General features: G+C 66.2%; 11 protein-coding genes and 1 tRNA gene. 6 read left to right on the top strand and 6 right to left on the bottom strand.

Annotated elements, in window-relative coordinates; translation table 11 throughout:
- Positions 1-7 precede the first annotated feature (7 nt).
- Positions 8-84, top strand: a tRNA-Asp gene (locus CQ039_RS03360).
- A gap of 44 nt (positions 85-128) precedes the next feature.
- Here the strand turns inward: CQ039_RS03360 and CQ039_RS03355 are convergent.
- Positions 129-1,379 carry a glycosyltransferase gene (locus tag CQ039_RS03355; protein ID WP_105564652.1) on the bottom strand — a complete coding sequence of 417 codons (1,251 nt, stop codon included), beginning with the start codon at positions 1,377-1,379 and terminating at the stop codon, positions 129-131.
- A gap of 303 nt (positions 1,380-1,682) precedes the next feature.
- On the opposite strand from CQ039_RS03355, the gene CQ039_RS03350 reads away from it, so the two are divergent.
- The gene (locus CQ039_RS03350) at positions 1,683-4,994 is read left to right on the top strand and encodes an autotransporter domain-containing protein (protein ID WP_105564653.1); all 3,312 of its coding nucleotides are present in this window, start codon (positions 1,683-1,685) and stop codon (positions 4,992-4,994) included.
- Positions 4,995-5,060: 66 nt separating this feature from the next.
- Here the strand turns inward: CQ039_RS03350 and fdxA are convergent, their stop codons facing one another.
- From fdxA to gcvA, 5 genes are all read right to left on the bottom strand, one after another.
- A complete protein-coding gene (fdxA, locus tag CQ039_RS03345) occupies positions 5,061-5,408 on the bottom strand; it encodes a ferredoxin FdxA (RefSeq protein ID WP_105564654.1) in 348 nt (115 codons plus the stop codon).
- Positions 5,409-5,436: 28 nt separating this feature from the next.
- The gene (gene cysC / locus CQ039_RS03340) at positions 5,437-7,281 is read right to left on the bottom strand and encodes an adenylyl-sulfate kinase (protein WP_105564655.1); all 1,845 of its coding nucleotides are present in this window, start codon (positions 7,279-7,281) and stop codon (positions 5,437-5,439) included.
- Positions 7,281-8,225 (bottom strand): sulfate adenylyltransferase subunit CysD, encoded by a 945-nt coding sequence (gene cysD / locus CQ039_RS03335; RefSeq protein WP_105564656.1) that lies wholly within the window; start codon positions 8,223-8,225, stop codon positions 7,281-7,283. The genes cysC and cysD overlap by 1 nt, the downstream gene beginning before the upstream one ends.
- A gap of 110 nt (positions 8,226-8,335) precedes the next feature.
- Positions 8,336-9,142 (bottom strand): ferredoxin--NADP reductase, encoded by an 807-nt coding sequence (locus CQ039_RS03330; protein WP_199183602.1) that lies wholly within the window; start codon positions 9,140-9,142, stop codon positions 8,336-8,338.
- Between the two features lie 119 nt (positions 9,143-9,261).
- Complete coding sequence (gene gcvA / locus CQ039_RS03325) at positions 9,262-10,191, bottom strand: transcriptional regulator GcvA (protein ID WP_105564657.1); 930 nt, start codon at positions 10,189-10,191, stop codon at positions 9,262-9,264.
- Between the two features lie 130 nt (positions 10,192-10,321).
- On the opposite strand from gcvA, the gene cysG reads away from it, so the two are divergent.
- From cysG to CQ039_RS03305, 4 genes are read left to right on the top strand one after another with little or no spacing between them, the layout of a single operon-like run.
- Positions 10,322-11,725 (top strand): siroheme synthase CysG, encoded by a 1,404-nt coding sequence (cysG, locus tag CQ039_RS03320; RefSeq protein ID WP_105564658.1) that lies wholly within the window; start codon positions 10,322-10,324, stop codon positions 11,723-11,725.
- Positions 11,722-12,006, top strand: coding sequence for a DUF2849 domain-containing protein (locus tag CQ039_RS03315; protein ID WP_105564659.1), 285 nt, complete (start codon positions 11,722-11,724; stop codon positions 12,004-12,006). Before cysG ends, CQ039_RS03315 begins: the two co-directional genes overlap by 4 nt.
- Complete coding sequence (locus tag CQ039_RS03310; protein ID WP_105564660.1) at positions 12,006-13,673, top strand: nitrite/sulfite reductase; 1,668 nt, start codon at positions 12,006-12,008, stop codon at positions 13,671-13,673. Before CQ039_RS03315 ends, CQ039_RS03310 begins: the two co-directional genes overlap by 1 nt.
- Complete coding sequence (locus CQ039_RS03305; protein WP_105564661.1) at positions 13,660-14,733, top strand: phosphoadenylyl-sulfate reductase; 1,074 nt, start codon at positions 13,660-13,662, stop codon at positions 14,731-14,733. The genes CQ039_RS03310 and CQ039_RS03305 overlap by 14 nt, the downstream gene beginning before the upstream one ends.
- Positions 14,734-14,778 lie beyond the last annotated feature (45 nt).

Here is a 14,778-nt window from a genome sequence, read left to right as displayed (position 1 = left end):
GGGAAACGCGGGTGTAGCTCAGTTGGTTAGAGTGCCGGCCTGTCACGCCGGAGGTCGCGGGTTCGAGCCCCGTCACTCGCGCCATTCCTTTCAGCGAAGGGAATGGCGCACACCGCCCCCAACCTCTCCTAGTTCAACGGCGCAATCTCTTGCGGCATGACGAACTCTGGACGACCGCTCAATTCGCCATAGAGCATCGACAGGTCCTCGAAGACGCGGTTCCAGGCAAACTGCTCGACCATCTTCACTCGTGCCGCCTGGCCCAGAGCCTCGATGTCGCGCCTGAACAGGGCTTCGATCGCCTCAGCGTAGTCGGCGGGATCGGCCGAAGCCGCTAACTGCCCCACGCTGGAATCAACTGTCTCCGCCACACCGCCAGCGTTGACGCCCACAACGGGCCGTCCGCAGGCCATCGCCTCCAGCACGATCAGGCCGAACGGCTCCTTGTCATTGGCGTGGACGAAAGCGTCGCAACTGGCGATGATCCGGGCCACGGCCCTGGGGTCTTTCTCATAGGGCAGCGAGATCACGCGATCTTCGGGCGGCATGCCGGCCCCGGCGCCGACCAGCACCAGATGGTAGGGCGCGCCCAAGCGTTGCACAGCGTCGATCAGGACGTCGACATTCTTCTCCTTGGCCGGACGACCGGCGAAGCACAACAGGCGAGCGTCGGCCCCCAAACCCAACTTCTTCAGCAACCAGTCACGATCACGACGATCCGGACGGAAGGTTTCCACCTCGACACCCAGAGGGCGAATGACAATGCCGCCGACGCCAGCTTCTTCCAGTCGGCGCGCGATGAATCGACTGGGCGAAACGACGCGATCGAACTGCGAGAACAGCCTGGCCCAACGCTTCTCGACCGGCTTCTTGGCCCACTCCCCGAAATGCAACGCCGCCAGACCCGCCGGGTCAGAGTGGCAAAAGCCGACGACCGGGCAACCGGCTCTCTGCCCCGCCTCCAGAGCGCCCTGTCCGGGCGTATAGGGATCCCCCGCCTCGATCACGGCGGGGTTCATAGAGGCCACCCAGGCGCCCCACCGCCGGACTGAGCTGGGCCAGCGATAGCCGTCGCCGAAAGGCAGTTTGGCGGCGTGCAACTGGACGATCCCGTCCATCCCGGCCTTATGCTTGGCCCCCGGCACGACCAAGGTGTGGGCCACCGAAGGTCGATTCGTCTCCAGCCATGCCTTCTTGGACAGCAGATAGCGCTTAACCCCGCCGGAACGCGGCGCGAACAACATGGTGGTGTCCACTAGGCGAGGGCGTGGATCGGCGGTTGAGGCCTTAAGTATCCTAAGAGTTTCAGCGACTTCCTCGTCCAGGCCAGGGATCAGGCGCAGTTCGCCCTCCTGAACATCGATATCGCTCATCGTCATCGAGGCGGCCTTTCCAGATCTCAACGCCGCAACGCGACCGGAGCGACTTTGGATGCGACGCTTACGTTTGGAACTCACCATGAATCGCCCGTAGCGCCGGAAACTGCTCCGCTCAAGCGTCCTTTTGACGAACCCGGAACATATCCGGCCGAATACGGTTCTTCAGGCCCCGTTCACCTGGGCCTGCCTACGCCAGGCCTTGCAATCGCCTCAAATTCGAGAAACTTGGGGCGTGGCGACGCCGAGCCTGATAGACGGACGGCTGACGTCGTTGCGCGTGTGTCCACGAGGGGTTTCTATCTAATGCGTATTCTGCTCGCGACCGCAGTGGCGATCGCCCCCTTGATGGCCGCTGCTGGCGTTCAGGCGCAAACAACGCCCCCGGCTGAGACCGTCATCTCGACGGCGCGCACCACGCCGATCTCAACCTCCACCGCCACGGGAACCGCGCCGAACAATATTCGCTTCGCCAGCGGCGGCTCCATTGCTGTGACTAGCGGCGCGGCTGTCACGATCGATTCGAACAACGGCGTGGATATGGACAGTGGCTCGTCCATCGGGATGGCCAAGGCCGCCGACGGCGCCACCGGCATTCTGGCTCAAGGAGGCACGACCGGTCCGATCACGATCGGCGGCTCCATCTCGATCACCGACGACATCGAAGAATACAAAGACACTGACAAAGACGGCGACGCGGACGGTCCCTTCGCTTCGGGCACAGGCCGCTATGGCCTGCGGGTCATGGGGGCTGACGCCAAGACGGGCAACATCCTGGTCGATTCCGGCGGCGCGATCCTGGTTGAGGGGAACAACTCCTACGGTATTTCGGTCGAAGCCCCCCTGGTCGGCAATCTGACCAATTTTGGCGCGATCAACGTCGTAGGCGACAATGCGCGAGGCATCAGCCTCACCGGTCCCGTCACGGGCGATGTCAGTGTTTTGGGTAGCGTTTCCGTCCGGGGCGAGAATGCCGTCGGCGTCGCTGTGGGCGGCGATGTTGATGGACGTGTAGCGATCCAGGGCACGGTGGTTTCAACGGGATACCGCTACACAACGCGCCCCAACAATAAGCCGACCAGCGGCACAGTTCCTGCCGAGGTCCTGTTCCTCGAAAACCTTGACGCTGACGACCTGCTTCAAGGCGGCCCTGCCGTGAGCATCAGCGCCGATGTCGCCAAGGGCGTGCTGTTCGACGCTGGACCAAGCTACGGCGCCAATGGGATCGACGGCGACGACGACGGGGACGGCGTCAAGAACGGCGACGAAGATGATGACGGCGACGGCGTCAAGAACCGCGACGATACCGATCGTGACGGCGACGGTCTGCCTGACGCCAATGAAAGTAGAGCTAAAGTCACGGCCTATGGCGGCGCGCCTGCAGTCGTGGTGGGTTCTGCAACCCGCGATGTCACATTGGGCGTCGCAGGAACCGGCAATAACGCATATGGCTTCGTCAACCGAGGCGAGATTTTCGGTATCGGCGTCTATGACGACGTGTCGTCGACCGCGTTGCAGTTCGGCGTCGAGGGCGGCCAGGCCGTGACCATCGAAGGCGGCGTGCGCAATGAAGGCTCAGTCGCCGTCCTCGCGAACAAAGCCGACGCCACGGCCATCCGCTTCGCCGCCGGCGCGTCCACGCCCACGCTCATCAATACCGGCACCATCAGCGCGGCTTCCGCCACTGATGGCGCAAATCTCGTCACGGGCGTCCGCATTGAGGCCGGGGCCAATGTCTCGTCCATTGAAAACAACGGCTCGATTTCAGCCACAACGGGCGGCGGCACAGCCAATACGGCGGCTATCGCTGACCTTAGCGGCACCCTGACCTCCATCACCAACACCCTCTCAATCCAGGCCAACGTTTCGCCGAACGACAAGGGCGATCCGATCACGGGCAAGGCGACCGCCATTGATGTCGCCGCCAATACTTCCGGCGTCACCTACACCCAGAAAGGGATCGCCAGCGAGGCTACAGCCACCGATCCAGACACCGATGGCGATGGTGTGACGGATTCTCGCGAGCCCTCGACCTATGGCGACATCAAGCTAGGATCGGGCGCTGACTTGCTCGACATTCAGAACGGCTTGGTTGTAGGCGATATCTCGTTCGGCGCCGGCGCTGACCGCCTGTCCATCTCGGGCGGCGCTGTTGTGCGCGGCGCGATCAGCAATACCGATGGCCTGCTGGATATCGACATCTCCAAGGGCACGCTGGACGCGCGTCAAACGGAAGCCGTGGATGTCAGCAACCTAAACGTCGGCACAGACGGCAATTTGATCGTCACGCTGGACACCGCCAAGCCGGACGAATTCAAGTTTAACGTTAGCGGCGCAGCCAATCTGGCCGATGGCGCCGGCTTGGGCGTGCGCTTTGACTCGCTGATCGCCGCCACCGGCACGACTAGCTTCAATGTCATCAAGGCCGGCGATCTTAACGTCGGAACCATCGACCAGGACCTGCTGCAGTCCAATTCGCCCTACGCATTCGTCGTCAATGCGAACGTCGATGAAGCCCTCGGCGAAATCACCATCGAAGCCAGCCGGCGCACCGCAGAAGAAGCCGGCATGATCAAGGCGGAAGCCTCAGCCTATGACGCGCTCTACGCGGGCCTCGCGGACAATGAACTGATCCGCGCGGCGATCCTGAACCAGACGGACCGGGAAGGCTTCTTCAAGGTCTATGAGCAGCTTCTGCCCGACCACTCGGGCGGCCCCCTGCTCTCCCTTGCCAGCGGCGTCGATGCTGTCACCCGCGCCTTGACCGGCCGCAACGCCTCGGCGGCGCCGGGCGAGACCAGCGCCTGGGTGCAGGAAATCAACTTCTACGCTGACAAGGACAAGACCGACTCCTACGGCTTCCGCTCGGAAGGCTTCGGCGTGGCTGGCGGCGTCGAGCGCGGCACCAGCATGGGCGCCATCGGCCTGACGGCCGCCTTCACCTCGTCCGACCTGGAAGATCCCGAAGCTGCGGCTGAGGAAGTTCTTTCGGCCAATCTGCTGGAACTCGGCCTCTACTGGCGCGCCCAGGGCCAGTACTGGACAACCTGGGCGCGAGCGGCAGGCGGCTACGCCTCGTTCAACGCCACGCGTAAACTGGTCGCGGACGGCATCAACCTGAAGAACGAGTCTGACTGGCACGGCTTCACCCTGGCCGCCGCAGGCGGCGCCTCCTATGAACGTCACTTCGGTCGCCTGAACATCCGTCCCGAAATCTACGGCGAGTATTTCTCGCTGAGCGAGGACGCCCGCACTGAAAAAGGCGGCGGCGATGGGTTCGATCTCGAGATCGACGAACGCGACGGCCACATGTTCTCTGGCGTCGCCGCCGTGAACATCGGTTACGGCTTTGGTCGCAACGGCTGGATTCGCCCCGAAGCCCGAATTGGCTGGCGTCAGAACTTCTCGGTCGATGCCGGCTCGACCATCGCTCGCTTCGCCTCGGGCGGCGACGCCTTCACCCTGGACCCCGCCAGCATCGAAGGCGGCGGCCCGATCCTCGGCTTCCGCCTGAACGTCGGCAACGATCTGGGCATGCTGTCCATCACGGGCGATGCCGAACTGCTCGAAGACTACGTCCGCTACACCCTGCTGCTGCGAGCCAGCTTCAAGTTCTGATCGGGTCGCCCCCGAACAAATGGAAAGGCCGCCGGGCGCTCCGGCGGCCTTTTTTGTGTCTGTTGGCTAGACTCGCCTACTGGGCCCGGGCTCTGGACTGAAATAGGCTTCGAACTTGCCGCTCATCCTTTCATAGTCCGCACGATCGGCTGGCGGCTCGCCCTTGACCGTAATGTTGGGCCAGACCTTGGCGTAGTCGGCGTTGATGGTCAGCCACTTGCCGTCGGGCGTGTCCTCGGTGTCCGCCACAATGGCGTCGACGGGGCATTCCGGTTCGCAGACGCCGCAGTCGATGCAGTCGTCCGGCGAGATGACGAGGAAGTTCTCGCCCTCATAGAAGCAATCAACGGGGCAGACTTCGACGCAGTCCATGAACTTGCATTTCACGCAGGCGTCGGTGACGAGATAGGTCACGTAGGAAATCCAGTCTGGCAGCGGCGGCCTAGAGCCAGCCGCGTTCCTCAAGAAGGCGGCGCACCGCATCGGCGGCTAGCGACGGCGACAGTTGTTCGGTGGCGACGGTCAGGTCGGGCGCGGTCGGCGCTTCATAGGGGGCAGCCACGCCGGTGAATTCGGCGATCACTCCGGCCGAGGCGCGAGCGTACAAGCCCTTGGGATCGCGCGCGCGGCAACTTTCGAGCGACGCCTCTACAAAGACCTCGACGAAGCGGTCGTCGTCAAAGCGCGCCCGCACGGCATCGCGATCCGCCTGACGCGGCGAGATCAGGGCGCAGATGGCGATGACCCCCGCCTCCGCGAACAGTCGCGCCGCCTCGCCCGTCCGCCGTACGTTCTCGGACCGATCGGCGCCGGAGAAGCCGAGATCACGATTGAGGCCGTGACGTAGATTGTCACCGTCCAGCAGCACAGTGCGGCAACCGCGCCCATGCAGGCTCTGTTGCAGCGCCTGAGCCACCGTGGACTTGCCCGCCCCCGACAAACCCGTCAGCCAGACGACGCCGCCTTGATGGCCGTTCAGCAACTCATGGGCCTCGCTCGAAACGGCTGCGGGGCTGTGATGGATATGGGCCGCCTGATCCGGCACGCCGGTGATGACGCCAGCCGCGACCGTGACGCCGCTGCGTCGGTCGATCAGGACAAAGGCGCCCTGGGCGGGGTCGTCGCGGAAGGCGTCGACAGCGACCGGCGATGGCAGGATCAACCGACCGTCCGCCACCTCATTGGGCGCCAGCGCCTCGCCCGACAGCGTCAGCCGCGCAGGCAAGGTCCGCGTGCCCAGTTTGACCTGATAGCGACCGTCGGCGTTGAAGGGCCGCTCGCCCATCCACAACAGACGCACGTTCAACCGATCTGAGGCTGCGGGCCGGTCAACGGCGTGGGCCAGGACATCGCCGCGCGCCACATCGGTGTCTTCGGCCAGCACTAGGGTGACGGCTTCGCCGGCCCGGGCCGCTGCAACCTCGACATCGCCCGACAGGATGCGGGCCAGCGTCACCGCCTGTCCGCCGGGGCAGACCACCAGAGCGTCGCCGACCCTGACCTCGCCCGAGGCGATGGTTCCAGCATAGCCGCGAAAATCGGCGTGCGGCCTGTTCACATACTGGATCGACAGGCGGAAGGGACGCGCTGCAGCGGTCTGGGCCACCGGCACGTCCTCCAGCGCCTCGATCAGGCTGGGCCCCTCGTACCAGGGCGTGGCGGCGGATCGGCCCGTCAGGTTGTCGCCCCGACGCGCGCTGACCGGGATCGCGGTCACCGAGCTAAAGCCCAGATCAGCGACCAGATCGGCATAGGCCGCGCGGATCGCCTCGAACGCCGCAGGGTCGTCCGCCACCAGATCGATCTTGTTGACCGCCAGAATGACGTGGCGAATGCCAAACAGGGCGACGATGCGGCTGTGCCGCGCCGTCTGGGCCGTGACGCCCTTGACCGCATCGACCAGCACGACGGCCGCGTCGCAGGTCGAGGCGCCGGTCGCCATGTTGCGCGTATATTGCTCGTGGCCTGGCGTGTCGGCCACGATGAAGCTGCGGCGCGGCGTCGACATATAGCGATAGGCCACGTCGATGGTGATACCCTGCTCGCGCTCGGCCTCGAGCCCGTCCAGCAACAGGGCGTAGTCCAGGTTTGTCCCATCCGTGCCGAAACGGCGCGAGTCCCGTTCCAGCGTCGCCAGTTGATCCTCCGGCACCTGGCCCGTCTCGAACAGCAGCCGCCCGATCAAGGTCGACTTGCCGTCATCGACCGAGCCGCAGGTCAGGAACCGCAGCAGGTCACGTTCCGTCCGCTGCGTTTGCGGCGGGAAGGCCGTCACGGCGCCGTCCATCAGAAATAGCCCTCGCGCTTCTTGCGCTCCATCGAGGCGGTCTCGTCGGCGTCGATCAGCCGCCCCTGACGTTCGGATTGTCGGCTGGTGCGCAGTTCGCGAATAACGGCGTCCAGGCTATCGGCCTCGGACTCCACAGCCGCGCTCAGCGGATAGCAGCCCAGCGAGCGGAAGCGGACGCGGCGCAGTTCCGGCGTCTCGCCCTCCCGCAGCGGCAAACGCTCGTCATCACGAACGATCAGGGCGCCGTCGCGCACCACCACGGGGCGCAGGGCCGAAAAATAGAGCGGCACGACGGGGATGCCCTCAGCCTGGGTGTATTCCCACACGTCCAGCTCGGTCCAGTTCGACAGGGGGAAGACGCGCAGGCTCTCGCCCGGCCCCAGGTTGGAGTTCCACAGCCGCCACAGCTCCGGTCGTTGGCGACGCGGGTCCCAGCTGTGGTCCGCGCCGCGGAAAGAGAAGATGCGCTCCTTGGCCCGCGACTTCTCCTCGTCGCGACGCGCGCCGCCGATGGCGACGTCAAAGCCGTGCAGGTCCAGCGCCTGCTTCAGGGCGTCAGTCTTCATCGCCTGGGTATGGACCGACGATCCCGAGGTGATCGGGCTGATTCCACGCGCCAGGGCTTCATGATTGGTGTGCACCAGCAGCCGAGCGCCATAGAGGCCCGCCACATGGTCACGGTGGGTGATCATGTCCCGGAACTTCCACGTCGTATCCACGTGCAGCAGGGGGAAAGGCGGCGAGCCAGGATAGAAGGCCTTGGCCGCCAGATGCAGCAGGACGCCGGAGTCCTTGCCGATCGAATACATCATGACCGGGTTGCGCGCCGTCGCCGCCACCTCGCGCAAGATCTCGATCGCCTCGGCCTCAAGCCGGCGCAGATGCGGGGGCAGGACGCGACGCACGGTGGCGTCTCTCTGCTTTTCGACGGTCGCCTGCATCGGCTGCGGTCCTCACTGGTCGTCTTGAACGAGGGATATTTGAAGCGTGGAGGGCCGGTCCGCGTCGAACGATATGATCTCGCGCCGGCCGATAGAAAATCTGCGGGCGGTCAGCCGACGAAGGCGCGTTCCAGCACATAGTCGCCGGGTTCGGCGTTCGAGCCTTCGCTCAGGCCATGGCTTTCCAGAAGGGCCGCCGCCTCGCGGATCATGGCCGTCGATCCGCACAGCATGACGCGGTCCAGCGCCGGATCGAAGGGGCCGTCGAGGCCCAGGTCGCGGAAGAAGTCTCCGCTGGCGATACGGTCGGTGATGCGGCCTGGACGCTCGAACGCCTCGCGCGTCACGGTCGGATAATAGGTCAGCCTTCCTTGCGCGACCTCGCCGACCAGAGGGTCCTCGAACAGCTCGGTTTGCAGGAAGTCGCGATAGGCCAGGTCCGCGACCTGACGCACCGTATGCGTCACCACGACCTGTTTGAACCGCTCATAGGTCTCGGGATCGCGCGCCACGCTGAGCCAGGGCGCCAGGCCAGTGCCGGCGCCGATCAGGAACAACCGACGCCCCGGCCTCAGCGCGTCCAGCACCAGGGTCCCGGTCGGTTTCTTGCCCAGCAGGATCTCGTCGCCGGGCTGAATGTCGACCAGACGCGAGGTCAGAGGCCCGTCTTCGACCCGGATGGAGAAGAACTCCAGTTCGTCAGACCACGACGGGCTGGCGATGGAATAGGCCCGCAGCGTCGGCTTGCCCGCCCCATCCAGAGACGGCAGGCCGATCATGACGAACTCGCCCGAGCGGAAGCGGAAATCCTCGGGCCGGTCGATGGCGAAGCTGAACAGATGATCGGTCCAGCGCCGCACCCAGCGCACCCTTTGCAGGGTCCACGGCGCGGGCGCCGCGACACGGGCACGTTCCAGAACTGCGACTTCGCTCACGACCGACCTCCTGTTTGAAGGCCTTCGACATAGGGCGGACGGCGCCCGTCGAGGAAACGATCAATCCTGTCTTGAGCGTGCAGAAAATCTGCAGGTCGATTTTATAGCTGATCCAGATTGTTGTCGTAGTCGATCGCCTGCTTCTTCAGCCAGGCCACGAAGGCCTTGGTTCCGGGCGAGGCCGGACGGTCCCTGGGCATGACCACGAAGTAGGCGAAGCCCAGCACCTGACTGCCGTCCGGGAAGGGCGCGACCAGACGCCCGGTGGCCAGGTCCGCCTGCGCCAGGGTCCGCTTGGCAAGGGCCACGCCCCGCCCCGCCGCCGCCGCCTCGATCAGCAGGCTGGACTGGTCAAAGCGCGAGCCGCGCCGGGCGTCGGCATGGCTCGCGTGGCGGGCCTTCAGCCACATGGCCCAGTCGGGGCGAGAGGCGTCGCCGTCCTCGGACATATCGTGCAGCAGGGTATGCCGCGTCAGGTCCTCGGCGCTGCGGATCGGATGGGGCGCCTCCATCAGGGACGGGGCGCAGACGGGGATGACCGTCTCGGTCAGCAGGCGCTCCACGACGTGGCCCGGATAGTCGCCGGGACCATAGCGAATGGCCAGATCGACCTTGCCCTTGCCGACCGTCACCGGCTCCATGTCGGCGGAAATCCACACCTCGATGTCGGGGTGAGCGGCGTGGAAATCGTCCATGCGCGGCATCAGCCATTTGGAGGCGAAGGACGGCGCCACGCTGATCGCCACCGTCCGGTTCAGCGGCGGCTCGCGCAGGATGGCCGAGGCGTCCATCAGCCGCTCGAACCCTTCGCGCAGCAACGGCGTCGCGGCCCGGCCCAGCTCGGTCAGTTGCAATCCGCGCGCCTCGCGTGTGAACAGCGGCCCGCCGATGATCTCCTCCAGAAGACGAATCTGCTGGCTGACAGCCCCCGGCGTCACCGACAGCTCGTCCGCCGTCCGCGAGAAGTTGAGATGCCGCGACGCGCTTTCAAAAGCACGCAGGGCGTTGAGGGGCAAAAGCGGTCGAACCATGCGCTTGTAGAAAACCTATCAGGGCAGCGAAGACAATCTGGTTTGTGGAAGGATCGTGCACGACGGATGCTGAATGTCGAGCCGCCACGCAACAGCGCAGGCGGAAGTCATCAGATCATGGAACAGGCCGATGCGCGTCTTTCTGGCATCCATCCCCCTGGACGGGGCGAAAGTCGTCGTCGTCGGCGCGGGCGAACCCGCCCTGGCCAAGCTGCGCCTGTTCCTGAACAGCCCGGCCGAACTGGTCTGGTTCACGCCGGACGGCGATCCCGCTGCGCTGGAAACGCCCCGCACCGCGCCGACGCCGATCGCCCGCATTCCTGACGCCGCCGACCTCAACGGCGCACGACTGGTCTTCATCGCCCTGCATGATGTCGCCCTCGCCCGCCGCATCGCCGAGACCGCACGTCAGGCCGGGGCGCAGGTCAATCTCGTCGATCAGCCCGCCTTCAGCGACTTCCATACCCCTGCCCTCATCGACCGCGATGAGGTGGTCGTGGCCGTGGCCACCGGCGGAAACGCCCCCATCCTGGCCCGCGATCTGCGCTCGCGCATTGAAGCCGTCCTGCCGCAAGGCGTGGCCTCGGTCGCGCGGCTGGCGGGTGAATTGCGCGGGGCGGTGAAGGACGCCATCCCCGACTTCCTCGACCGTCGCCGGTTCTGGGAGCGCGCGTTCCGCAGCCCCGCTGCCGACCTCGCCGCCGAGGGCCGCATGGCCGAGGCCCGCCGCGAGATGGTGCGTCTGCTCAACGTCGCCGCTTCGCCGCGTGATGAAGCCGCCCAAGGCATCGTCCACATTGTCGGCGCTGGCCCAGGCGATCCCGAACTACTGACCTTGAAGGCCCTGCGCGCCCTGCAGGACGCCGACGTCATCATCCACGACAAGCTGGTCTCGCCGCAGGTGCTGGATCGAGCCCGCCGCGACGCCAAACGCATCTATGTCGGCAAGGCGCGCGGCGACCATTCGGTGCCACAGGAACAGATCGAACAGTTGATGATCGAGGAGGCCCGCGCCGGGCACCGCGTCGTGCGGCTGAAGGGCGGCGATCCCTTCGTCTTCGGGCGCGGCGGTGAAGAACTGGAAGCCGTGCGCGCCGCGGGGATCGAGGCCATCGTCGTGCCGGGGATCACCGCCGCCCTCGCCTGCGCCGCCTCGACCGGCCTGCCCCTGACCCATCGCGACCACGCCCAGGCCGTAACCTTCGTCACCGGACAGCCCAAGCCCGGCGGTCAGGCCGCCGACTGGGTACGACTGGCGGCCCCGAACCATACCCTGGCCGTCTATATGGGCGCAGGGCAAGCCGAAGAGATCGCGTCGAGCCTGATCGCCGCCGGTCGTGACGGCGCCACCCCGGTCGCGGTGGTCGAGAATGGCAGCCGCCCCGATCAGCGCATCTTCAAGGGGCAGCTAGACGACCTGACCGCCCTGGTCGCCCGCATGGATCTGACCGGCCCCGCCCTGCTGTTCATCGGCGAAACCGCCGCCCTGGCTATCGCCGACGACGAGCGCGCCCTGATCGAGGCGGCGGCATGAAACTGCTGACCGCCAACCGGCTGAACGACGGCCGCGTCATCTATCTGGGCGAGGCCGACGCTGTGGTCGAAACCATCGACGCCGCTCGCCCGCTGGACGCCGACACAGCCGACGCCGCCCTGGCTCAGGCCCAATCCCGCCCCGCCATCTTCGTCAATCCCTACCTGATCGAAGTCGAGGGTCGCGCGCCCACGGGCCGCGACCGGCTGAAGGAGCGCATTCGCTCGCTCGGCCCCAGCGTCGGCCATAGCCTCGCCTTCGCCCGAAACGAGACCGCCTGATGTATCGCTATGACGAGTTTGACGCCGCCCTGGTCCGCGAGCGCATTGCGGAGTTCAGCGATCAGGTCGATCGCCGCAGCAGCGGCGAGCTGACCGAGGACGAGTTCAAGCCGCTGCGGTTGATGAACGGCGTCTATCTGCAACTACACGCCTATATGGCCCGGATCGCGGTGCCCTATGGCGTCATGAACAGCCGCCAGATGCGCCAGCTGGCCCATGTCGCCCGCACCTATGACAAGGGTTACGGCCACTTCACCACCCGCACCAATATCCAGTTCAACTGGCCGGCGTTGCAGGACCTGCCCGCCATCCTCAGCGACCTGGCCGAGGTCGAGATGCACGCCATCCAGACCTCGGGAAACTGCATCCGCAACGTTACGACCGACGTTTTTGCCGGCGTCGCCGCCGACGAGATCGAGGACCCGCGCCCCTGGTGCGAAATCGTCCGCCAATGGTCGACCATCCACCCGGAATTCTCCTTCCTGCCGCGCAAGTTCAAGATCGCGGTCATCGGCGCCGCCAAGGATCGGGCGGCGATCCGCACCCACGACGTCGGCCTGCAAATCGTGCGCGGCGAGGACGGTCAGACGGCGTTTCGCGTCTTCGTCGGCGGCGGTCAGGGTCGCCTGCCGCACATCGCGCAGGAGATCGCACCTGCGGTGCCGGGCCGGTCGCTGCTGGCCTATCTGACCGCCATCCTGCGCGCCTACAACCTGCTGGGACGGCGCGACAACATCCACAAGGCACGGATCAAGATTCTGGTCGCTGCCGTCGGCATCGACGCCTTCCGCGACGAGGTCGAGCGACAGTTCGCCATCCTGCGCCTCGAAGACCTGCGCATCCCCGACGAGGAGTTGGCGCGCATCCAGGCCTACTTCACCCCGCCGCCGTTCGCGGCCCTGCCCGCGATCAGTTCGTCCTATGACGCCGCCCGCCGCCTTAATCCTGAATTCGCCCGCTTCACCCGCTCGAACCTGCGCGCCCACAAGCAGGTCGGATACGGCGCGATCATCATCTCGCTGAAGCCGATCGACGGCGTTCCCGGCGACATCACGGCGGCACAGATGGAGGTGGTCGCCGATCTGGCCGAGCGGTTCTCGTTCAACGAAGTCCGCGCCTCCTATGAGCAGAACCTGGTCCTGCCGCATGTCCGGCTGGAGGACGCACACGCGGTGTGGAGCCGACTGCGCGAAGCCGGCCTGGCCACGGCCAACGCCGATCTGGCCACCGACATTATCGCCTGCCCCGGCCTGGACTACTGCAGCCTGGCCAACGCCCGCTCAATCCCCGTGGCCCAGGCGCTATCGCGCCAGCTAGCCGACGCCGACCTGCAAGAAAAGCTGGGGCCGGTGCGGATCAACATCAGCGGCTGCATCAACGCATGCGGCCACCACCACGTCGGCCACATCGGCGTCCTGGGCGTCGATCGGAAGGGCGAGGAATATTACCAGATCACCGTCGGCGGCTCCCCCGACGAGCAGGCGGCGCTGGGCGAAATCGTCGGCCGCAGCCTGCCCGCCGAAGAAGTCGCCCCGGCCGTCGCCCGCGCCCTGGACCGCTATCTGGAAATCCGCAACGACGGCGAGCTGTTCATTGACACGGTCCGTCGCCTCGGCGCCGATCCCTTCCGCACCGCCATCTATGAGCCGATCGATGCAGTTGCTTGAGCAAGCCCAGGACGGCGTCCGCCTGAGCGTTTCCACGCCCGAAGACGACATCCACGCGGCGGCCGCCGCCAACGACAGCCTGATCCTGGAGTTCGAGGCCTTTCGTGACGGACGCGGCTTTTCATTGGCCGCCGTCCTGCGTGGCCAGGGCTATCGCGGCCGGCTGATCGCGGCGGGCAAGGTCCTGCCCGATCAGGCGCGGCACCTGCGCCGTTGCGGCTTTGACGCGGTGGAGCTGGCCCCCGGCGCCGACGCCGCGCCTTGGCGGCGCATGGATCAGGTGTTCAGCGCGGCCTATCAGTCCGCGGGTGGCGATGATCGGCTGGTCTGGCGGCAACGTCATGCGCCTGCCGCTGAGGACGCCGCCGCCCTGGCCGCCCGCCTCAACGCTCAATGGGGCGACGCCGACGCCGAGGACCTGTTGCGCGCGGTTCTGGACCCGGCCTTGGGCCGCAAGGCCGGGTCCATCTCCTCCTTCGGTGCCGAGGCGGCGGTGCTGCTGCACCTGATCTCGCGCGTGCAGCCCGACCTGCCCGTCGTCTTCCTCGAAACCGGTCAGCATTTCTTTCAGACCCTGCCCTATCGCCGCGAACTGGCCGAACGGTTGGGTCTGACCGACGTGCGCGACATAACGCCCAACGCCGCCGCGCTGTCCGTCGCCGATCCGCGCGGCGACCTGTGGCGCAGCGCACCCGACGCCTGCTGCGCCGTTCGCAAGGTCCAGCCTCTGGCCCAGGCTCTGGACGGTTTCGATACCCGCATCACCGGCCGCAAACGCTATCAGAACCGCCAACGTGCCGACCTCATGCCGTTCGAAGCCGTCGGCGGCGTCCTGACCGTCAATCCTCTGGCCCGATGGTCAGCCGACCAGGTCGAAGACTGGCTGCGCGATCACCAGCTGCCGCGCCATCCGCTGGTCGAGCAGGGCTATCCCTCCATCGGCTGCTGGCCCTGCACCCGCGCTGTCGTCGCCGATGAAGGCGCGCGCGACGGCCGCTGGGCCGGTCAGGAGAAGACCGAGTGCGGCATCCATGGACGAACTCTGGCGCCGGCCTGTTGACCCTGGCCATCCGCCGCCTCGCCCAATCCCACCCCAAGATCTGAT

Source organism: Brevundimonas sp. MYb52, from assembly GCF_002979535.1.
Classification (GTDB): domain Bacteria; phylum Pseudomonadota; class Alphaproteobacteria; order Caulobacterales; family Caulobacteraceae; genus Brevundimonas.
This window is presented reverse-complemented; position numbering and strand designations above follow the sequence as displayed.

Coding starts and splice junctions, on each gene's coding strand:
- CQ039_RS03355 (WP_105564652.1), bottom strand. CDS start 1,379: ATGACGATGAGCGATATCGATGTTCAGGAGGGCGAACTGCGCCTGATC.
- CQ039_RS03350 (WP_105564653.1), top strand. CDS start 1,683: ATGCGTATTCTGCTCGCGACCGCAGTGGCGATCGCCCCCTTGATGGCC.
- cysC (WP_105564655.1), bottom strand. CDS start 7,281: ATGGACGGCGCCGTGACGGCCTTCCCGCCGCAAACGCAGCGGACGGAA.
- cysD (WP_105564656.1), bottom strand. CDS start 8,225: ATGCAGGCGACCGTCGAAAAGCAGAGAGACGCCACCGTGCGTCGCGTC.
- gcvA (WP_105564657.1), bottom strand. CDS start 10,191: ATGGTTCGACCGCTTTTGCCCCTCAACGCCCTGCGTGCTTTTGAAAGC.
- cysG (WP_105564658.1), top strand. CDS start 10,322: ATGCGCGTCTTTCTGGCATCCATCCCCCTGGACGGGGCGAAAGTCGTC.
- CQ039_RS03315 (WP_105564659.1), top strand. CDS start 11,722: ATGAAACTGCTGACCGCCAACCGGCTGAACGACGGCCGCGTCATCTAT.
- CQ039_RS03310 (WP_105564660.1), top strand. CDS start 12,006: ATGTATCGCTATGACGAGTTTGACGCCGCCCTGGTCCGCGAGCGCATT.
- CQ039_RS03305 (WP_105564661.1), top strand. CDS start 13,660: ATGCAGTTGCTTGAGCAAGCCCAGGACGGCGTCCGCCTGAGCGTTTCC.